Source organism: Corallococcus sp. CA049B, assembly GCF_003611685.1.
Classification (GTDB): Bacteria; Myxococcota; Myxococcia; order Myxococcales; family Myxococcaceae; genus Corallococcus; species Corallococcus coralloides.
Map to the genome: position 1 here is coordinate 1 of NZ_RAWC01000114.1, position 16918 is coordinate 16918.

Here is a 16918-nt window from a genome sequence, read left to right on the forward strand (position 1 = left end):
AGCAGGGGCAGCAGGGTTCTGGACTTGGGCATGCCCCCTTCCCTACCCCAACCCGCCCCCGCCTCCCAGCGACGGGTGTGGGTGGATTCCCTCTTCTCGACAAGCCGGCGGGCATGGTTATGGGGAAGGGCATTGGCGCGTTCCGTTCAGCGCCCGGAGGCCTTCATGTCCGCAGAGACCCACCCCCAGCGGGAAACCCACTCATTCCAGGCGGAGATCCAGCAGCTGCTGAGCCTGGTCATCAACTCGCTCTACAGCCACCAGGAGATCTTCCTGCGGGAGCTGGTGTCCAACGCGTCCGACGCGCTGGACAAGCTGCGCTTCCGCTCCATCACGGAGCCGGAGCTGCTCAAGGACGAGCCCGCGCTGGAGCTGAGAATCGTCCCCGACGCCGACAAGGGCACCCTCACCATCGAGGACACCGGCATCGGCATGACGCACGACGAGCTGGTGAAGAACCTGGGCACCATCGCGCACTCGGGTTCGCGCGAGTTCCTCCAGGCGCTGGCGCAGAAGGGCAAGAACGACGTGCAGCTCATCGGCCAGTTCGGCGTGGGCTTCTACAGCGCGTACCTGGTGGCGGACCGCGTGGAGGTGGTGAGCCGCGCCGCGGGTGAGACGTCCGCGTGGAAGTGGGCGTCGGAGGCGCACGGCACGTTCACGGTGGAGCCGGCGGAGAAGGCCACGCGCGGCACCGCCATCACGCTGCACCTGAAGGCGGACCAGAAGGAGTTCCTGGACGAGTGGAAGCTGAAGCAGCTCATCACCCAGTACTCGGACTACGTGGGCCACCCCATCAAGCTCCAGGTGACCAAGCACGTGGGCAGCGGGGACACGCAGGCCACGGAGCAGGCGCTGGAGGTGGTGAACAAGGCGAGCGCCCTCTGGCAGCGTCCGAAGAGTGAAATCACGGACGAGCAGTACCAGGAGTTCTACAAGCACCTGACGCACGACTACGACAAGCCGCTGGCGTGGACGCACTTCAAGGCGGACGGCACGCAGCAGTTCACGGGCCTGCTCTTCGTGCCCAGGCACCCGCCGTTCGATTTGAACTCGCAGCAGCAGCGCGGCGTGCGGCTGTTCGTGAAGCGCGTGTTCATCATGGACCGCTGCGAGGACCTGGTGCCGCAGTGGCTGCGCTTCGTGCGCGGCGTCATCGACTCGGACGACCTGCCGCTCAACGTGTCGCGTGAGATGTTGCAGGACTCGGCGGTGGTGCGCGCCATCCGCAAGCACGTGGTGAAGAAGTCGCTGGACCTCCTGGAGAAGCTGGCCAAGGACAAGCCGGACGACTACCGCGCGTTCTGGGAGTCCTTCGGCACGGTGGTGAAGGAGGGCCTGACGCTGGAGACGGAGTACCGCGAGAAGCTGGGCGCGCTGGTGCGCTACGAGTCCTCGCGGGAAGAGGGCCTCACGTCGCTGGCGGACTACGTGGGCCGCATGAAGGAGGGCCAGGAGGCCATCTATTACGTCTACGGCGAGAGCCGGAAGGCGGTGGCGGACAGCCCGCACCTGGAGGCGCTGAAGCAGCGCGGCTACGAGGTGCTCTTCATGACGGACCCGGTGGACGAGTGGGCCGCGCAGGGCCTGCGCGAGTTCCAGGGCAAGCCGCTGGTCTCCGCGCTCAACGCGGACCTGAAGCTCCAGTCCACGGAGGAGGAGAAGAAGGCGAAGGAGCAGCAGTCCGAAGGGCTCAAGGGCCTGACGGACAAGATGAAGGACGTGCTGAAGGAGGACGTGCGCGAGGTGCGCGTGTCGGACCGCCTCACGGACTCGCCGGTGTGCCTGGTGGTGTCGGAGGGCGGCACGCCGGCCTACCTGGAGCGCCTGCTCAAGGAGCGCGGCAAGGGGATGCCGCGCATCAAGCGCATCCTGGAGGTCAATCCCAAGCACCCGGTCATCGAGCACCTGCGCGGGCTCCTCGCGAACGACCCGGCCGCGCCGCAGGTGGGTGAGTGGATTGAGCTGCTCCACGACCAGGCGCTGCTCACGGAAGGCAGCCCGCTGAGCGATCCGAACCGCTTCGCCCGGCGCATGACGGCGCTGCTCACGCAGGTGGCCACCCAGGTGCCGCCGCCCACGGCCACCCAGGCGCAGTCCACCTGAGAGAAGGTCCACGGCGTGGCGGGAGTGATGAACCCGCCACGCCCCTGTGGGTGAAGCTCCCGTGGGTGCGCGGGCCTCAGAGGCCCGCCACGCGCGGTCATGAGCCTCAGCCCCAGTTTTCGAGTTCCGCCTGCTTCAGGTCCGCGAGCAGCGCCTCCCCGGTCCAAGCGCGACGGTTGCCGCCTTCCGCTTCACGGATGAGCTCCACGAGCCGTGAGTTCACCGGCGCGGAGAGGCCGTGCTGGTGGGCCAGCCGGACCACCTCGCCGTTGAGGTAGTCCACCTCTGTCTTGCGGCCCGCGTGCAGGTCGTCCCACATGGACGAACGCGCCTTCGGGTCGATGGCCAGCATCTTCTTCGCCAGCACACCGAACACCGCGTCCGGAGCACCCAGCAGCACGGGAATCCACCCCGGCGGCAGCGGCGTCAGCTTCGCGGGCTTCACCCCGGCCCGCTCCAGCACCGCCAGCGCCTCGCCCTGCGCGAGCGCCAGGCACCGCCGCCACGCGCGCTGGGACAGCTCCTCCTTCAACGGCAGGTTCGCCAGCGCGTTGAGCGCGTTGTTGAGGTTGAACAACAGCTTCGCCCACTGGACCGCGACGATGTCCGCGTGCTGCTTCAGCGCCAGCCCCGCGCGGGTGAAGGCCTCCACGAACGGCGCGAGCACCGCGTGCCGCTCCACCTCCAGCGTGCCCTCCGACCCCGCGTGGAAGTGCCCCTGCCCCTGCGCCGCGACGTTGAAGGGCACCATCCCCGTGAGCACCGTGTGGCCGGGCAGAAGCCCCCGCAGCACCGCCGCGTTGTGCAGTCCGTTCTGGAAGCTGATGACGACAGCCCCGGGCTTGAGTCGCGGCGCGAGCGTCCGACCCGCCTCCTCCGTCGCCGCAGACTTCACCGTGACGAGCACCAGGTCCGCCGTGGACAGCGCCTCCGGCTCCGTGTCGATGCGCACGTCCGCCGCCGGCACCTTCAGGTCCGCGCCCTGCCAGTCCGTCAGGTGCAGGCCATGCGCACGCACCTCCGCCACCACCCGCTCGCGGCCGAGGAAGCGCACCGTCGCGCCCGTCGCGGCGAGCCGCCCGCCCACGTAACAGCCGATGCTGCCCGCGCCGAAGACGACCACCTCAGGAGTCGAAGCCATGGGCGCGCATTGTGGCATGCGCGCTCACGTCGCGGGCCACACCACGACGATGAGCACGTCCCACAGGGCATGGCTCACCCAGGCCGCGACAGGCGTCCGGCGCCACTCGGCCAGCGAGCCCCAGGCGAGCGACGTGGGCAGCGCGGCCAGGGCCAGCAACGGCTCACCGAAGCCCAGCAGCACCACGCTCGACAGCACCGCCGACCCGGCGACCGCGCCCCACCGGCCCAGCCGGGGACGCAGCGCGCCCTGCACCCACCCGCGCCAGAACAGCTCCTCCGCCGGGACGAGCAGCAGCACCAGGGCCAGCGCCGTCCCCAGCGACCCTGTACCGAACGTCGAGTAGACGGATTGCAGCGGCGCGCAGAGCGCGTCGGTGAAGCCGCCGCAGAACGCCCACAGGAAGGCCCGCGCGCCCGCGTACAGCACCACCGCCTGGGCGACACCCCACGCGGCATCCGGAAGCGACAGGGAGGGAGGCGGCCTCCGCCAGGGGCCCATCGCCCGCCACGTCACCGCGAGCCAGACGGCGCAGAAGACGGAAGCGACGGCGAAGAAGCGCGGCGGATGCACATGCACCAGCGCCGTCCAGGCCAGCACGCCGCCAGCGGCCGCGACCCGCCAGAGTGGCAGGGCCGCGTCACCGGCTGACGGCGGTCCAACGGAAGAAGCAGTCATCGCGCGCGGCAGCGTACCCCGGCGCGATGGACACCGGCGGGCACGTTCACACATGCACCGCCGGGACGAACCATCACGACACTACGGGAGGCACGCGCCGTTGCCCGCGCCGTCGCTGACGCAGCGGTAGCCGGTGCGGCACGAGCCCTGGGGGCTGCTGTCCGACGGCGTGCAGGTCACGAAGCAGTAGGCGGTGGCGCCGCGGTCGTTGCTGTAGCAGGCCGAACCCGACGGGCAGCTGTCGCTCACACAATCCTGGGTGCAGTAGCCGCCCGGGAAGCTGGCGCCGGTGAGGCACAGGCCACCGGTGCCGCACGCACCGTTGGTGGTGCACGCCCCACCGATGGTCGTCGTGGGCGTGTGGTCGTCGTCCGACTGGTAGGGCACCAGGGTGAAGCTGATGCCGCTGGTCGTCTTGCCCTTCGTGACCGTGACGGTCTCCACCTGGGTGGTGTCGCGCCAGAAGCCCACGCGGTCGCCGTCGTCGAAGTAGTCCCCTTCGCCGGTGTCGTCGATGGACGCCAGCACCAGGTAGTCGCGCGGGGTCATCTTCAGGCTGTAGTTGTATCCACCGGATGCGGGCACCAGGGCGATGCCATCGTCGTCGACCTGCACCTCGCCCGCCGCGTCCAGGTACGCGAACCCGATGACGGCGTCCTTCTCATCCATGGCGCCCACGCGGAACTTCACCAGCACCTGCGCGGAGCCCGCGCCCGACGCGCCGGTCAGGTCGATCTGCGCCACGTAGCTGCCCGGCGCCAGCGAGCCCGGGGTGACGCTGACGTTCAGCGCCGTGGACTTGTACGCGGGGACCGACAGCGAGCTGCTGGAGACGGACACCGCGGAGGCGTTGGCACCGGAGACGGCCACGCTCACCTGCAGCGTGCCGCCGCCGTTGTTGCGCACCGTCAGAGCCTGCGACGACGCGCCGGTGAAGGACAGCTGCGTGGTGGTGATGGCCAGCTTCGGGGGCAGCGACGGGTCCCCGCCGCCCTTGGCGCGCAGCACGGCGGCGTACGCGTCCACCAGGCCCGCGCCGCAGCCCTCGGAGCACTGGCTCGTCGTGTCCGCGGTCTCCTTCAGGATGGCCTCCACGTCCGCCGTTTTGAGCGTGGCGTCCTGCGCCAGCATCAGCGCCACGATGCCCGCCACGTGCGGGGTGGCCATGCTGGTGCCCTGGTACCACTCATAGGAAGGCTGGTTGCTGCTGTTGGGCAGCGTGGACAGCACGCCGTCCGGGAAGCCGTCGCCGTTGCGGTCCTCGCTCGTCTGGCCACCGGAGGCCATCACGTCCACCTGCGTGCCGAAGTTGGAGTAGCTGGCGCGCTTCCCGTTGAAGCGCGCCGCGCCCACGCAGATGACGTTCTGCTGGTTGCAGGGGTAGCTGTTGGAGGTGTTCTCGTTCTCGTTGCCCGCGGCCACCACCAGGATGGCCCCGCGCTCGGTGGCCGCGTTGATGGCGCTCTGAAGCTGCGAAGACGGCGCACCGCTGCCGCCCAGGCTCATGTTGATGACCCGAGCGGGCGTGGTGTTCGCCCGGACGCCGGGGACACTGCCGCCGCTGGCCCAGGTGACGCCCGCGATGATGTCCGCCGTCGAGCCGCCCTGCGTGCCCAGCACGCGCACCGGCAGGATGTTCCGGCCGGACCAGGTGACGCCCGCCACGCCCACGCCATTGTTGGACGACGCGCCAATGGTCCCCGCCACGTGCGTGCCGTGGTACGACGAGCCGCCGTTGGGCAGGTCCCTGCCGTTGTCCGTCGGGTCGGTGTCCACGCCATCGCCGTCACCCGCGTTGGCGGCGCTGGAGATGAGGTCCACGCCCGGCAGCACGCGCGAGTCCAGGTCCGGGTGCCTCGTGATGCCGGTGTCCACCACGGCGACGACGATGGACTCGCTCCCCGTGCCCAGCTCCCAGGCCGCCGGCAGGTTCATGTTCTTGTAGTGCCACTGCCGCGAGTAGAGCGGATCATTCGGCACGGCCAGCGCCCGCACGCGCAGGTTGCTCTCCGCGTTCTGCACGCCCTGCACGGCCTGCACCTGCTGGAGCACGCGCACGTGCTCGGCCTCGGTGAGGGCGCGCACGGTGGGCGTGCCGCCGGACATCGCCTGCGGCTGGCTCACCTCGTAGCGCAGCAGGTGCTGCGTCTCGCTCAGGTAGGCCTGGTGCACGACGTGGTAGCCCGCGACGCGCGCCTGCGCGACGGCCTCCTCCGCGGACAGGTCCGGCGTGTCGAAGCGGATGATGATCTCTCCCGGCAGCAGCGACGCCTCGTGCGTCAGCGGCTTGGACGGGATGCCCGTGCGCCACACGCCTCGCGCCGCCAGGGCCTTGGAGACCTTGTGGGACAGGTCCTTCGCGCCCGGCAGGGAGAAGAACGCATCCAGCGACGACCCGGCGTTCGCGGCGGCGGAGCCAGCCTGGAACGGCTGCAGGGAGCCCGAAATGGTCCCCTTCAGCGTATCGGTGTCGTCGTCATCATCGTCTTTGTTGTCGCCGGGACAGGCCGCGAGACCGAGCAATCCCAGGAGGGCAAGGCGGCGGAGCATGAACGCATTCCTTGGAAGAACAAGTGAGAGCGTCCGACCCTAGGTCCGCTGAGGGCAACGCGTCCAGCCGCCAGGGGCCCGGCTGGCCGGTCCCCCCTCCGCGCTTCCGCCCTCACCGGGGTGTTGTCTGGAAGGCAACGCGCTGCTTCGCAGGCAACAGGGAGCGCGCGGGGGTCTATCTCCCCAGGTCCTGCAACACCGCCTCCGCCGCGCGGCGCCCCGACGCGAGCGCTCCGTCGATGGAGGCGTTCTCCCGGTGGTCTCCGCACACGTAGAGCCCCGCGGCCAGCCGCACGGGCCGGTGCGGTTCCATCAGCGCGGACGGAGGCTGTGCGGGCAGGGCGTCCGGGATGACATACGTGCGCAGGTGCCGCCACGCGGACACCGCCGCGCCAAACCACTCCGTGAGCTGCGCGCGCACGCGCGCCTCCAGTGAGTCCGCGCCGCCCGGGTCATCCACCACCGACACGGACACCAGCGCCTGGCCCTGGGGCGCGTACGCGGCGGACACCTCGCTCATCACCGCCACGTTGTTCACCGGTCCGCGCCCCTCGCCGTCGAGCACGAGCCACGGCCCCTCCACCGGCGGCTCCGGCGCGGCGAAGTACAGGCACGTCACGCGGTTCATCCGGGGCGCGGGCATGCCCACGAGCAGCGACACCGCGCTGCCAGGGTCCGTCGCCACCACCACGGCGTCCGCGTGCAGCAGCTCACTGCCGGGCAGGCGCACGCGGTGCCCCCAGACCTCCTCCACCTGCACGCGCATCCGCAGCGCGCCCGAGGGCAGCTTCGCCGCCAGCTGCTCGGGGATGGCGCCCATCCCCTGCGCGGGCACGGCCGCGGAGCCCGTCGCGAACATCCGGAACACGAACTCCAGCATCCGGCTGGACGTCGTCAGCCCCCGCTCCAGGAAGATGCCTCCCAGGAAGGGCGTGAAGAACGCCTCGAGCATCTCCTCGGAGAAGCCCAGGTCGAGCAGGAAGCGCCGCGACTCCTGTTGGGGCCGCTGCCACAAGTCCCCCAGCTCACCGGACGTGGCGTGCTGCCGCAGCTCCAGCACGCGCAGCTTGTCCGCCAGGCCCCCCGGAGCATCGAACAGATGTGACACCGCCGTGACGGGATGCCGCAGCGGGTCCGCCAGCGTGTGCAACCGCCCACCCCGCCACACCTTCGCGCCGGGGATGAAGCGTTGGAGCGACAGGGCCTTCAGGTCCAGCACCCGCCGGCCTTCCGGATAGGCGGTGAGGTACACCTGGAAGCCCCGGTCCAGCAGGAACCCCTCGTGGGAGTCGGTGCGCACTCTGCCGCCCGGCGCGTCCCCTGCTTCCAGCACGTGCGCGTCCACGCGCGCCTCCAACAGCGCCGTCGCGCACGCCAGGCCCGCGAGCCCCCCACCCACCACGATGACCCCGGGCCGCTTCGCCATGGTCCGCCTCCCGTCCGAGCGTGCGGACCCTGGCTTGATAACGCCAAGACGTGCAAGCGAGACTCTGGTTCGGTTGCGGGCATCCGACAGTTACGGCAAAGGTTGCCGTGTGCACGGTGCTCCAGGCACACCCACGCAGGCATCCGCCTGCGTGTCCTTCGGAGAGAAAGAGCAGGCGTTCCCCCATGTTGATCGTGATGCGCCCAGACGCGACGGCCCAGGACATCGAGCGAGTGAACGATGAGATCCGCCGCCGTGGTTGGCATCCGCACGCGATCGCAGGGGGCTCCCGCACCGCCATCGGCATCACCGGCAACCCGGGCGCGGTGGAGCCGGAGCCCTTCCGCGTGCTCCCTGGCGTCGCGGACGCGGTCGCCATCTCCCAGCCCTTCAAGCTGGTCAGCCGCGAGGTGAAGCCGGAGGACAGCCTGGTGCGCGTGGGCGACCTCACGCTCGGCGGCGCCGCCATCCACGTCATCGCTGGCCCCTGCTCCGTGGAGTCGCGCGAGCAGATCATCTCCACCGCGCAGGCGGTGAAGCAGGCGGGCGCCACCATGCTGCGCGGCGGCGCGTTCAAGCCGCGCACCAGCCCCTATGAGTTCCAGGGCCTCAAGGGTGACGGCCTGGCGCTGCTCGCGGAGGCGCGCAAGGAGACGGGCCTGCTGGTGACGACGGAGGTGAAGGACACGGCGACGCTGGACTCCGTCGCGCAGCACACCGACATCCTCCAGGTGGGCGCGCGCAACATGCAGAACTTCAGCCTGCTGGAGGCGGTGGGCGAGACGCGCAAGCCCGTCCTGCTCAAGCGCGGCATCAGCGCCACCATCAAGGAGCTGTTGATGGCGGCCGAGTACATCGTCGCGCGCGGCAACACCCAGGTCATCCTCTGCGAGCGGGGCATCCGCACGTTCGAGAACATGACGCGCAACACGTTGGACTTGAACGCGGTGCCCATGCTCAAGGCGCTCACGCACCTGCCGGTGTTCGTGGACCCGTCGCACGGCATCGGCGTGCGCAAGGCCGTCCCCGCGATGATGCGGGCCGCGGTCGCCGCGGGCGCGGACGGCCTCATCGTGGAGGTGCACCCGGATCCGCCGCGCGCCAGGTCGGACGGCTTCCAGTCGCTGGACTTCGCCGAGTTCGAGAAGGCCATGGGTGAAGTGCGGGCCATCGCCCAGGCGATGGGACGCGAAACGGTCAGGCTGGGATAGGCCATGACCCTCAAGGAAGCGCTGGGCAAGGTGGTGAGCCGGCGCGACCTCTCCCGCGAGGAGATGGCCTCCGTCATGGGCCAGATGCTCGCGGGCGAGGCATCCGCCGCGCAGATTGGTGCGCTGGCGGCCGCGCTGCGCATGAAGGGAGAGACCGAGGATGAAATCCTCGGCGCGGCGGAGGCCATGCGGGCCTGCGCGGCGAAGATCGCTCCCGTAGCGGAGGTGGTGCTCGACACCTGCGGTACCGGGGGTGATGGGGCGCACACCTTCAACATCTCCACCGCGGTGGCCTTCGTGGCCGCCGGGGCGGGGGCGACGGTGGCCAAGCACGGCAACCGCGCGGTCTCCAGCCGCTGCGGCAGCGCGGACGTGCTGGCGGCGCTGGGCGTGTCCATGGAGCGGGCGCACGCGCAGGTGGCGCGCGACATCGACGAGCACGGGGTGGGCTTCCTCTTCGCGCCCTCGCACCACAGCGCCCTGAGGCACGTGGCGCAGGCGCGCAGGGACCTGGGCTTCCACAGCGTGTTCAACCTGCTGGGACCGCTGACGAACCCCGCGGGGGCGCGCTACCAGCTGCTGGGCACGTTCGACCGGCAGCGCGTGGAGCAGACCGCGCGAGTGCTGGGGCGGCTGGGCAGCCGGCGCGCCTGGGTGGTGCACGGGCACGACGGGCTGGACGAGATTTCGCCCTGCGCGCCCACGGAGGTCGCGGAGCTGTGCGCGGACGGCACCGTGCGCCGCTTCACCGTGACGCCGGAGGACGCGGGCCTGACGATGGTGCCGCGTGAGTCCATCGCGGGAGGCGACGCGGAGGAGAACGCGAAGCGCCTGCGCGCGCTGCTCGCGGGAGAGCGCGACGGCGTGCGCACGGCGGTGCTGCTCAACGCGGCCGCCGCGCTGCTCATCGTGGGGCTGGTGGACACCCTGAAGGAGGGCGTGAAGCGGGCCGAGCACGCCATCGACTCCGGGGCCGCCGAACGCAAGCTCGCGGCGCTCATCCAGAGGGTCGCGGCATGACGGCCTCCTCTTCGGCCGCGAAGCCCGTGGACGCGCCCGGCACGCTGGACGTCATCATGGCGCGCAAGCGCCGGGAGCTGGGCACGCGCCCTCCTCCCACGCACGGCGCGCATCCTCCCACGCGGGACTTCGCCCAGGCGCTGGTGCGGCGCACGCTCGGCCATCCGGTCAACGTCATCGCGGAGGTGAAGCGCAAGAGCCCCTCGGGCGGCGCCTTCCCGCACGCGGACGTGGTCGCGGTGGCCCGCTCCTATGAAGCCGCCGGCGCCTGCGCCATCAGCGTGCTCACGGACGGGCCGGACTTCGGCGGCAGCCTGGAGGACCTGGTCGCGGTCCGGGCCGCCGTCTCCATCCCCGTGCTGCGCAAGGACTTCCTCGTCGCCGCCAGCGAGGTGGAGGAGAGCGCGGCCTGGGGCGCGGACGCGGTGCTGCTCATCGCGGACGCGCTTTCAGACACGGAGCTCCGGGAGATGCTCGCCGCCGCGAAGCAGGTGCGCGTGGCCGCGCTCGTGGAGGCCCACACGGAGGCGCACGCCGAACGCGCGCTCGCCGCGGGCGCGAGCATCATCGGCCTCAACAACCGCGACCTCGCCACGCTGAAGACGGACACCGGCACGGCGCTCCGGGTGATGCCCGCGCTGCGCTCCCGGTCCACCGCCCTGGTGGCGGAGAGCGGCCTCAAGCACCTGGCGGACCTCACCGCCGCGCGCGACGCGGGCGCCAACGCCGTGCTCGTGGGCGAGTCCCTCCTGCGCGACGCGGACCCCGGCCGGGCCCTGCGCCGGCTGCTCGGCCTGGAAGGCGGCGCGACATGAAGGTCCTGGTCAAGGTCTGCGGCGTGACCCGCATCGCGGACGCGAAGGGCGTGTGGGCCGCGGGCGCGGACGCGATGGGACTCAACTTCCATCCGGGCTCTCCCCGCTTCGTGGACCTGGCCACGGCGGCGAGCATCGCGCGCACGCGGCCCCCCTTGGCCGCGATGGTGGGCGTCTTCGTCAACGCGAAGCCGGAGGACATCCGGGTGCGCGTGCGCGAATGCGGCCTCACCGCCGTGCAGCTCCACGGCGACGAGTCCCCCGAGGACTGCTCCGGCTACGGCGTGCCCATCATCAAGGCGCTGCGCGTGCGAGGGCCGGACGACGTGGAGAAGGCCAGGAGCTACGTGGGCGTGGGCGATGTAGCGGGGCTGCTCCTGGATGGCGCGGCCCCGGGCTACGGCGGCGGCGGCGTCACCTTCGACTGGTCGCTGGTGAAGCAGCTGTCGGACTGCGGCCTGCCGGTGCTGGTGGCGGGCGGCCTCAAGCCTTCCAACGTGGCCGAGGCCGTGAGGGCCACCCGGCCCTACGGTGTGGACGTGGCCAGCGGAGTGGAGTCCTCCCCTGGCATCAAGGACCTGGACGCGGTGCGCGCCTTCGTGCGCACGGTCCAGTCCCTCAACCCCTGAGGAGTCGTGCCATGACGACGGACACTGCCGTGGGCCGCTTCGGCCGTTACGGCGGACGCTATGTGCCGGAGACCCTGGTCCCGGCGCTGCTGGAGCTGGAAGAGGCCTACGCGAAGGCGCAAGCCGACGCGTCCTTCGGCGAGGAGGTCACCCGCGTGCTGCGCGAATACGTGGGCCGTCCCACCACGCTGACGCCCGCGCACCGCCTCACGGAGGCGTGGGGTGGCGCGCAGGTGTGGCTCAAGCGCGAGGACCTGGCGCACACGGGCGCGCACAAAATCAACAACACCGTGGGCCAGGTGCTGCTCGCCCGGCGCATGGGCAAGAAGCGCATCATCGCGGAGACGGGCGCGGGCCAGCACGGCGTGGCCACCGCCACCGCGTGCGCGCTCTTCGGCCTGCCCTGCGAGGTGTTCATGGGCGCGCTGGACGTGGAGCGTCAGGCGCTCAACGTATTCCGCATGCGCGCGCTGGGCGCGGTGGTGCGGCCGGTGGAGTCGGGCTCGCGCACGCTCAAGGACGCGATGAACGAAGCCATGCGCGTCTGGGTGTCGCAGGTGCAGGACACCTACTACGTCATCGGCAGCGCGGCGGGCCCGCACCCCTACCCCACCATCGTGCGCGACTTCCAATCCGTCATCGGCCGGGAGCTTCGCGCCCAGACGATGGCCACGATGGGCCGGCTGCCGGACGCCATCATCGCGTGCGTGGGCGGCGGCTCGAACGCCATCGGCGCGCTGCACCCCTTCATCCCGGACACGGCGGTGCGGCTCGTCGGCGTGGAGGCGGCGGGCCACGGCCTGGACTCCGGCCAGCACGGCGCGTCGCTGACGCTGGGCACGGAGGGCGTGCTGCACGGGTCGCGCTCGCTGGTGCTCCAGGACGAGAACGGCCAGATTCAGGAGGCGCACAGCATCTCCGCCGGCCTGGACTACCCGGGCGTGGGGCCGGAGCTGGCGCACCTGGCGAAGACGGGGCGCATGGAGGTGCGCACCGCGACGGACGATGACGCGCTCTCCGCCTTCTACGAGGTCGCCCGCACGGAGGGCATCCTCCCCGCGCTGGAGACGTCGCACGCGTTCGCGGCGGCGCGCTCGCTGGCCCGCGACCTGGGCAAGGGCAAGCACCTGGTCATCAACTGCTCGGGCCGGGGTGACAAGGACGTCGCGACCATCTCGGCGCGCGGCGTGCCACCGGCCACGGGGGTGAAGTCATGAGCACGGAGCTGGGCAAGGCGTTCGCGAAGGCGAAGGCCCGGGGAGAAGGCGCGCTGGTGGCGTACGCGATGGCGGGCGACCCGGACCTGCCGAAGTCCGTGGATGTCTTCGCCGCGATGGTGGAGGGCGGCGCGGACGTGCTGGAGATTGGCGTGGCGTTCAGCGACCCCATCGCGGACGGCCCTGTCATCCAGGCCGCGTCCGAGCGGGCGCTGAAGGCCGGAGCCACCCTGCGCCGCGTGCTGGACGAAGTGGTGCCGGAGGTGCGCCGCCGCTGCCCGGAGACGCCGCTGGTCATCATGACCTACGTCAACGTGGTGATGGCCATGGGGGAGGAGCGCTACGCGAAGCTCGCGCGCGAGCGGGGCATCTCGGGCACCATCCTCCCGGACCTGCCCCCGGAAGAGAGCGCGGGCATCCGCGCCGCGTTCGACAAGGAGGGCGTGGACCTGGTGCCCCTGTGCGCGCCCACCACGCCGCCCGCGCGCGCGCAAGCCATCGCGAAGGACGCGCGAGGCTTCGTCTATTGCGTGTCCGTGGCGGGCGTCACCGGCATGCGCGCGGAGCTGCCGCCGGACCTGTCCCAGCGGTTGGATCTGGTGAAGCGCGCCGCGTCCGTGCCGGTGGTGGCGGGCTTCGGCATCTCCAACGCGGACACGGCCCGGCCGCTGGTGGCCCACGCGGACGGCGTCGTGGTGGGCAGCGCGCTGGTGAAGGCCGCCCACTCGGACGGCCCGGCCGCGGCGAAGCAGCTCTGCGCGGACATCAAGCGCGGCCTGAAGCGCTAAGGTCCCTCTCCACGCGCCGGCACCTCGCCGGCGCCAGGAGACCGGACATGCACACCCCGCCCATCCTGGGGCCCACCCTCGAAACGCCGCGCCTCATCCTGCGTCCGCCCACGCTCCAGGACCTGGAGGGCTTCGTGGCGATGATGGCGGACGAGCAGACCGCGCGTTACATCGGCGGCCTCCAGCCCCGCTCCAACGTGTGGCGCGCCGTCTGCGCCATGGCCGGCTCCTGGGTGCTCCAGGGCTTCGCCATGTTCTCCGTGTTCGAGAAGTCCACCGGCAAGTGGGTGGGCCGGCTGGGGCCCTGGCAGCCCGCCGAGTGGCCGGGCCCGGAGGTCGGCTGGGGCCTGTCTCGCGACGCGTGGGGCAAGGGCTACGCGACAGAAGGCGCCGCGGCCACCATCGACTGGGCCTTCGAGCACCTCGGGTGGACGGAGGTCATCCACTCCATCTCCCCGCCGAACGAGCCCTCGAAGCAGGTGGCCCGCCGCCTGGGCTCGCGCTTCCTGCGCATGGGCATGCTGCCGGCGCCCTACAACGACCACGAGGTGGAGATCTGGGGCCAGAGCCGTGAGGAGTGGCGGACACGCAAGCGGTAGTACAGATTGGCGCCATGAACACACGCGCCCCCCAGGTGGTCCTCGTCCGTCACGGTGAGACGGAGTGGAGCCGCAGCAGCCAGCACACCGGCCGCACGGACCTGCCGCTGTTGGAAGAGGGCCGCCAGATGGCGGAGCGGCTCCGCGCGCCGCTGAACAAGTGGCGCTTCGCCGCCGTGTGGACCAGCCCGCTGACGCGCGCGCTGGAGACGTGCGTGCTCGCGGGCTACGGCGACGTGGCCCAGAAGAAGAACGACCTGATGGAGTTCAACTACGGCGACTACGAGGGCCGCACCGGCGCGGACATCCGCACCACGCGCCCGGACTGGACGCTGTGGAAGGACGGCGTGCCCAACGGCGAGACGCTGGAAGAAGTGGGCGCCCGGGCCGACCGCATCATCGCGGAGGCGCGCGCGCTCCAGGACGACGTGCTCCTCTTCTCGCACGGGCACATGCTGCGCATCCTCGCCTCGCGCTGGCTGGGCCTGCCCCCGGACGGAGGCAGGCTCTTCCACCTGGGCACCGCGTCCCTCAGCGTGCTGGGCTCCGAGGCCGGCGGCAGACAGCCGGTCCTCGTGAGCTGGAACGACACCACTCACCTGAAGGACTGACGTTCCGCTACAGCTTCCCCTCCAGGAAGTTGCGCACCAGCGACGGGCCCTCCGGCGTCAGCACGCTCTCCGGATGGAATTGCAAACCCACCACCGGCCGCGTGCGGTGGCGCAGCGCCATCACCAGGCCGTCCTGGCTCCACGCCGTGGCCTCCAGCTCCGCGGGCATGGACTGCGCCGCCACCACCAGCGAGTGGTAGCGCGCCGCCTGGAAGCCCTGCCGCACGCCGGTGAAGACACCGGTGCCGTCGTGCCGGATGTGCGCCGCCTTGCCGTGCACGGGCTCCGGCGCGCGCACCACCTGCCCGCCGAACGCCGCGCCAATGGACTGGTGTCCCAGGCACACGCCCAGCACCGGCACGCGAGACTGGGAGATGGCCGCCACGCTCACCCCGGCCTCGTGCGGCGTGCACGGCCCCGGGGACACCACCAGGTGGGACGCGCCCGACGCCGCGATGCCCGCGACATCCAGCGCGTCGTTGCGCACCACCTTCACCTCCGCGCCCAGCGTGTAGAGCAGCTGCACCAGGTTGAAGGTGAACGAGTCGTAGTTGTCGATGACGAGGATCACCGCCCACCTCCTTCGCGAGCCAGGCGCAGCGCGGCGGCCATGGCGCCCGCCTTCGCCTCCGTCTCGTCCGCTTCCTTGATGGGGTCCGAGTCCGCCACCAGCCCCGCGCCAGCGGTCCACATCGTGCGGTCGCCATCCACGAAGAAGGTGCGCAGCGCGATGGCCACGTCCAGCGTGCCGCAGAAGGACAGGTAGCCCACCGCGCCGGCATAGGGCCCGCGCCGCATGGGCTCCAGCTCGTCGATGATCTGCATCGCGCGGATCTTCGGCGCGCCCGACACGGTGCCCGCGGGGAAGGTGCTCGCCAGCGCGTCCAGCGCGTCGAAGCGCGTGGTGTCCAGCTTGCCGCGCACCTGGGACACGATGTGCATCACGTGGCTGTAGCGCTCGATGATCATCAGGTCCTCGATGCGCACCGTGCCCGGCGCGGCCACGCGGCCCACGTCGTTGCGCCCCAGGTCCACCAGCATGATGTGCTCGGCGCGCTCCTTCTCGTCCGCGAGCAACTCCTTCTCCAGCGCCTGGTCCTCGGCCTCGGAGCCGCCCCGGCGGCGCGTGCCCGCGATGGGCCGCACCACCACGTCCCCATCGCGCACCTGCACCAGCAGCTCTGGTGACGCGCCCACGAGCGCGCGCGCCTCGCCCAGGTCCACCAGGAACAGGTACGGAGACGGATTCACCCGCCGCAGCGCCCGGTAGAGCGACAGCGGAGGGATGGCGCCCTTCGCCTCGAACCTGCGCGCGAGCACGGCCTGGAAGCAGTCGCCCGCGCGCACGTACTCCTTCACCTTGTCCACCGCCCGGGCGTAGCCCTCGCGGTCCCAGCACGCGACGGGGGCCGGCGCGTTCTTCTGCGCGGGGACCGCGGCGTAGGCCTCCGGCGGCAGCGGCCGGCGCAGCTTCTCCGCCAGCGCCTCCGCGCGCGCTTCCGCGTCCTTCAGCGCCGCCGCGACGCTGCCGTGCAGCGCGGGCCGCGCGATGGCGATGGCCTTGAGCGTCTGGGTGCGCGTGTCGTGGGTGACGAAGTCCTCCGCGATGAGCCACTCGGAGTCCGGGAAGCCCGTGTCGCGCGGGTGGCGGTCCGGCACGCTCGGCTCGAACCACGACGTGGCGTTGTAGCCCAGGTAGCCCACGAGCCCGCCCAGGAAGGGCGCCTCGCCCGGCAGCGTCGCCACGGACAGCTCGCGCCACAGCGTGCGCAGCACGTCCAGCGGCCGGCCCTCGCGGCGCTCCTCATGCGAGCCACGCCACAACGTGAGCCCGTCCCGGTCCAGCCGCACGCGGCCCGCCGGGTTCACGCCCACGTGGCTGTAGCGCCCGAAGCGCTCGCCGCCGTAGCACGACTCGAGGATGAAGCCGCGGCTCCCACCGCCCAGCTTCAGGTATGCCGACAGCGGCGTATCCAGGTCCGCCGGCAACTCCACCGACACCGGCACCGCCTGGCCTGCTTCCGCGCGCTGCCGGTAGGCTGCCTTCCGCTCCTGCGCATCCATGGTCGATTGCCCTGACCCCCTCTTCCTTCACCCGGAGGGGCTCCCGGGTGCCCGGCCTTCCGG

15 protein-coding genes are annotated in these 16918 nt (G+C 71.4%); 9 read left to right on the forward strand and 6 right to left on the reverse strand.

All coding sequences use genetic code 11. From position 1 onward, the window contains the following. The first annotated feature begins 165 nt into the window (after positions 1-165). Complete coding sequence (gene htpG / locus D7W82_RS23350; protein WP_120620484.1) at positions 166-2106, forward strand: molecular chaperone HtpG; 1941 nt, start codon at positions 166-168, stop codon at positions 2104-2106. Positions 2107-2212: 106 nt separating this feature from the next. Here htpG and D7W82_RS23355 read toward each other — a convergent pair whose 3' ends face one another. From D7W82_RS23355 to D7W82_RS23370, 4 genes are all read right to left on the reverse strand, one after another. Continuing rightward, on the reverse strand, positions 2213-3247 hold the full coding sequence (locus D7W82_RS23355; protein WP_120620466.1) for a 2-dehydropantoate 2-reductase: 1035 nt from the start codon (positions 3245-3247) through the stop codon (positions 2213-2215). 24 nt (positions 3248-3271) lie between these two features. Then, positions 3272-3925, reverse strand: coding sequence for a CPBP family intramembrane glutamic endopeptidase (locus D7W82_RS23360; protein WP_233587892.1), 654 nt, complete (start codon positions 3923-3925; stop codon positions 3272-3274). A gap of 81 nt (positions 3926-4006) precedes the next feature. Then, the gene (locus D7W82_RS23365) at positions 4007-6475 is read right to left on the reverse strand and encodes a S8 family peptidase (protein WP_120620468.1); all 2469 of its coding nucleotides are present in this window, start codon (positions 6473-6475) and stop codon (positions 4007-4009) included. A 175-nt stretch (positions 6476-6650) separates the two neighbouring features. After that, positions 6651-7901 carry an NAD(P)/FAD-dependent oxidoreductase gene (locus D7W82_RS23370; protein WP_120620469.1) on the reverse strand — a complete coding sequence of 417 codons (1251 nt, stop codon included), beginning with the start codon at positions 7899-7901 and terminating at the stop codon, positions 6651-6653. A gap of 185 nt (positions 7902-8086) precedes the next feature. Between D7W82_RS23370 and aroF the strand changes: the two genes are divergently transcribed. From aroF to D7W82_RS23410, 8 genes are read left to right on the forward strand one after another with little or no spacing between them, the layout of a single operon-like run. After that, positions 8087-9112 carry a 3-deoxy-7-phosphoheptulonate synthase gene (aroF, locus tag D7W82_RS23375; protein WP_120620470.1) on the forward strand — a complete coding sequence of 342 codons (1026 nt, stop codon included), beginning with the start codon at positions 8087-8089 and terminating at the stop codon, positions 9110-9112. Between the two features lie 3 nt (positions 9113-9115). Then, positions 9116-10132 (forward strand): anthranilate phosphoribosyltransferase, encoded by a 1017-nt coding sequence (gene trpD / locus D7W82_RS23380; RefSeq protein WP_120590563.1) that lies wholly within the window; start codon positions 9116-9118, stop codon positions 10130-10132. Continuing rightward, positions 10129-10947 (forward strand): indole-3-glycerol phosphate synthase TrpC, encoded by an 819-nt coding sequence (locus D7W82_RS23385; RefSeq protein ID WP_120620471.1) that lies wholly within the window; start codon positions 10129-10131, stop codon positions 10945-10947. The genes trpD and D7W82_RS23385 overlap by 4 nt, the downstream gene beginning before the upstream one ends. Next, on the forward strand, positions 10944-11576 hold the full coding sequence (locus D7W82_RS23390) for a phosphoribosylanthranilate isomerase (protein ID WP_120620472.1): 633 nt from the start codon (positions 10944-10946) through the stop codon (positions 11574-11576). The genes D7W82_RS23385 and D7W82_RS23390 overlap by 4 nt, the downstream gene beginning before the upstream one ends. A gap of 11 nt (positions 11577-11587) precedes the next feature. Continuing rightward, the gene (trpB, locus tag D7W82_RS23395; RefSeq protein WP_120620473.1) at positions 11588-12793 is read left to right on the forward strand and encodes a tryptophan synthase subunit beta; all 1206 of its coding nucleotides are present in this window, start codon (positions 11588-11590) and stop codon (positions 12791-12793) included. Then, positions 12790-13581 (forward strand): tryptophan synthase subunit alpha, encoded by a 792-nt coding sequence (trpA, locus tag D7W82_RS23400; protein ID WP_120620474.1) that lies wholly within the window; start codon positions 12790-12792, stop codon positions 13579-13581. Before trpB ends, trpA begins: the two co-directional genes overlap by 4 nt. A gap of 47 nt (positions 13582-13628) precedes the next feature. After that, complete coding sequence (locus D7W82_RS23405) at positions 13629-14180, forward strand: GNAT family N-acetyltransferase (protein WP_120620475.1); 552 nt, start codon at positions 13629-13631, stop codon at positions 14178-14180. A 14-nt stretch (positions 14181-14194) separates the two neighbouring features. Continuing rightward, positions 14195-14791, forward strand: coding sequence for a histidine phosphatase family protein (locus D7W82_RS23410; RefSeq protein ID WP_120620476.1), 597 nt, complete (start codon positions 14195-14197; stop codon positions 14789-14791). Positions 14792-14798: 7 nt separating this feature from the next. Here the strand turns inward: D7W82_RS23410 and D7W82_RS23415 are convergent, their stop codons facing one another. Continuing rightward, the gene (locus tag D7W82_RS23415) at positions 14799-15362 is read right to left on the reverse strand and encodes an aminodeoxychorismate/anthranilate synthase component II (protein WP_120620477.1); all 564 of its coding nucleotides are present in this window, start codon (positions 15360-15362) and stop codon (positions 14799-14801) included. Then, positions 15359-16855 carry an anthranilate synthase component I family protein gene (locus D7W82_RS23420; RefSeq protein ID WP_120620478.1) on the reverse strand — a complete coding sequence of 499 codons (1497 nt, stop codon included), beginning with the start codon at positions 16853-16855 and terminating at the stop codon, positions 15359-15361. Before D7W82_RS23420 ends, D7W82_RS23415 begins: the two co-directional genes overlap by 4 nt. Positions 16856-16918 lie beyond the last annotated feature (63 nt).

Coding starts and splice junctions, on each gene's coding strand:
- aroF (WP_120620470.1), top strand. CDS start 8,087: ATGTTGATCGTGATGCGCCCAGACGCGACGGCCCAGGACATCGAGCGA.
- D7W82_RS23390 (WP_120620472.1), top strand. CDS start 10,944: ATGAAGGTCCTGGTCAAGGTCTGCGGCGTGACCCGCATCGCGGACGCG.
- D7W82_RS23355 (WP_120620466.1), bottom strand. CDS start 3,247: ATGGCTTCGACTCCTGAGGTGGTCGTCTTCGGCGCGGGCAGCATCGGC.
- D7W82_RS23410 (WP_120620476.1), top strand. CDS start 14,195: ATGAACACACGCGCCCCCCAGGTGGTCCTCGTCCGTCACGGTGAGACG.
- D7W82_RS23360 (WP_233587892.1), bottom strand. CDS start 3,925: ATGACTGCTTCTTCCGTTGGACCGCCGTCAGCCGGTGACGCGGCCCTG.
- D7W82_RS23420 (WP_120620478.1), bottom strand. CDS start 16,855: ATGGATGCGCAGGAGCGGAAGGCAGCCTACCGGCAGCGCGCGGAAGCA.
- D7W82_RS23405 (WP_120620475.1), top strand. CDS start 13,629: ATGCACACCCCGCCCATCCTGGGGCCCACCCTCGAAACGCCGCGCCTC.
- D7W82_RS23370 (WP_120620469.1), bottom strand. CDS start 7,901: ATGGCGAAGCGGCCCGGGGTCATCGTGGTGGGTGGGGGGCTCGCGGGC.
- trpB (WP_120620473.1), top strand. CDS start 11,588: ATGACGACGGACACTGCCGTGGGCCGCTTCGGCCGTTACGGCGGACGC.
- htpG (WP_120620484.1), top strand. CDS start 166: ATGTCCGCAGAGACCCACCCCCAGCGGGAAACCCACTCATTCCAGGCG.
- D7W82_RS23385 (WP_120620471.1), top strand. CDS start 10,129: ATGACGGCCTCCTCTTCGGCCGCGAAGCCCGTGGACGCGCCCGGCACG.
- D7W82_RS23365 (WP_120620468.1), bottom strand. CDS start 6,475: ATGCTCCGCCGCCTTGCCCTCCTGGGATTGCTCGGTCTCGCGGCCTGT.
- trpA (WP_120620474.1), top strand. CDS start 12,790: ATGAGCACGGAGCTGGGCAAGGCGTTCGCGAAGGCGAAGGCCCGGGGA.
- trpD (WP_120590563.1), top strand. CDS start 9,116: ATGACCCTCAAGGAAGCGCTGGGCAAGGTGGTGAGCCGGCGCGACCTC.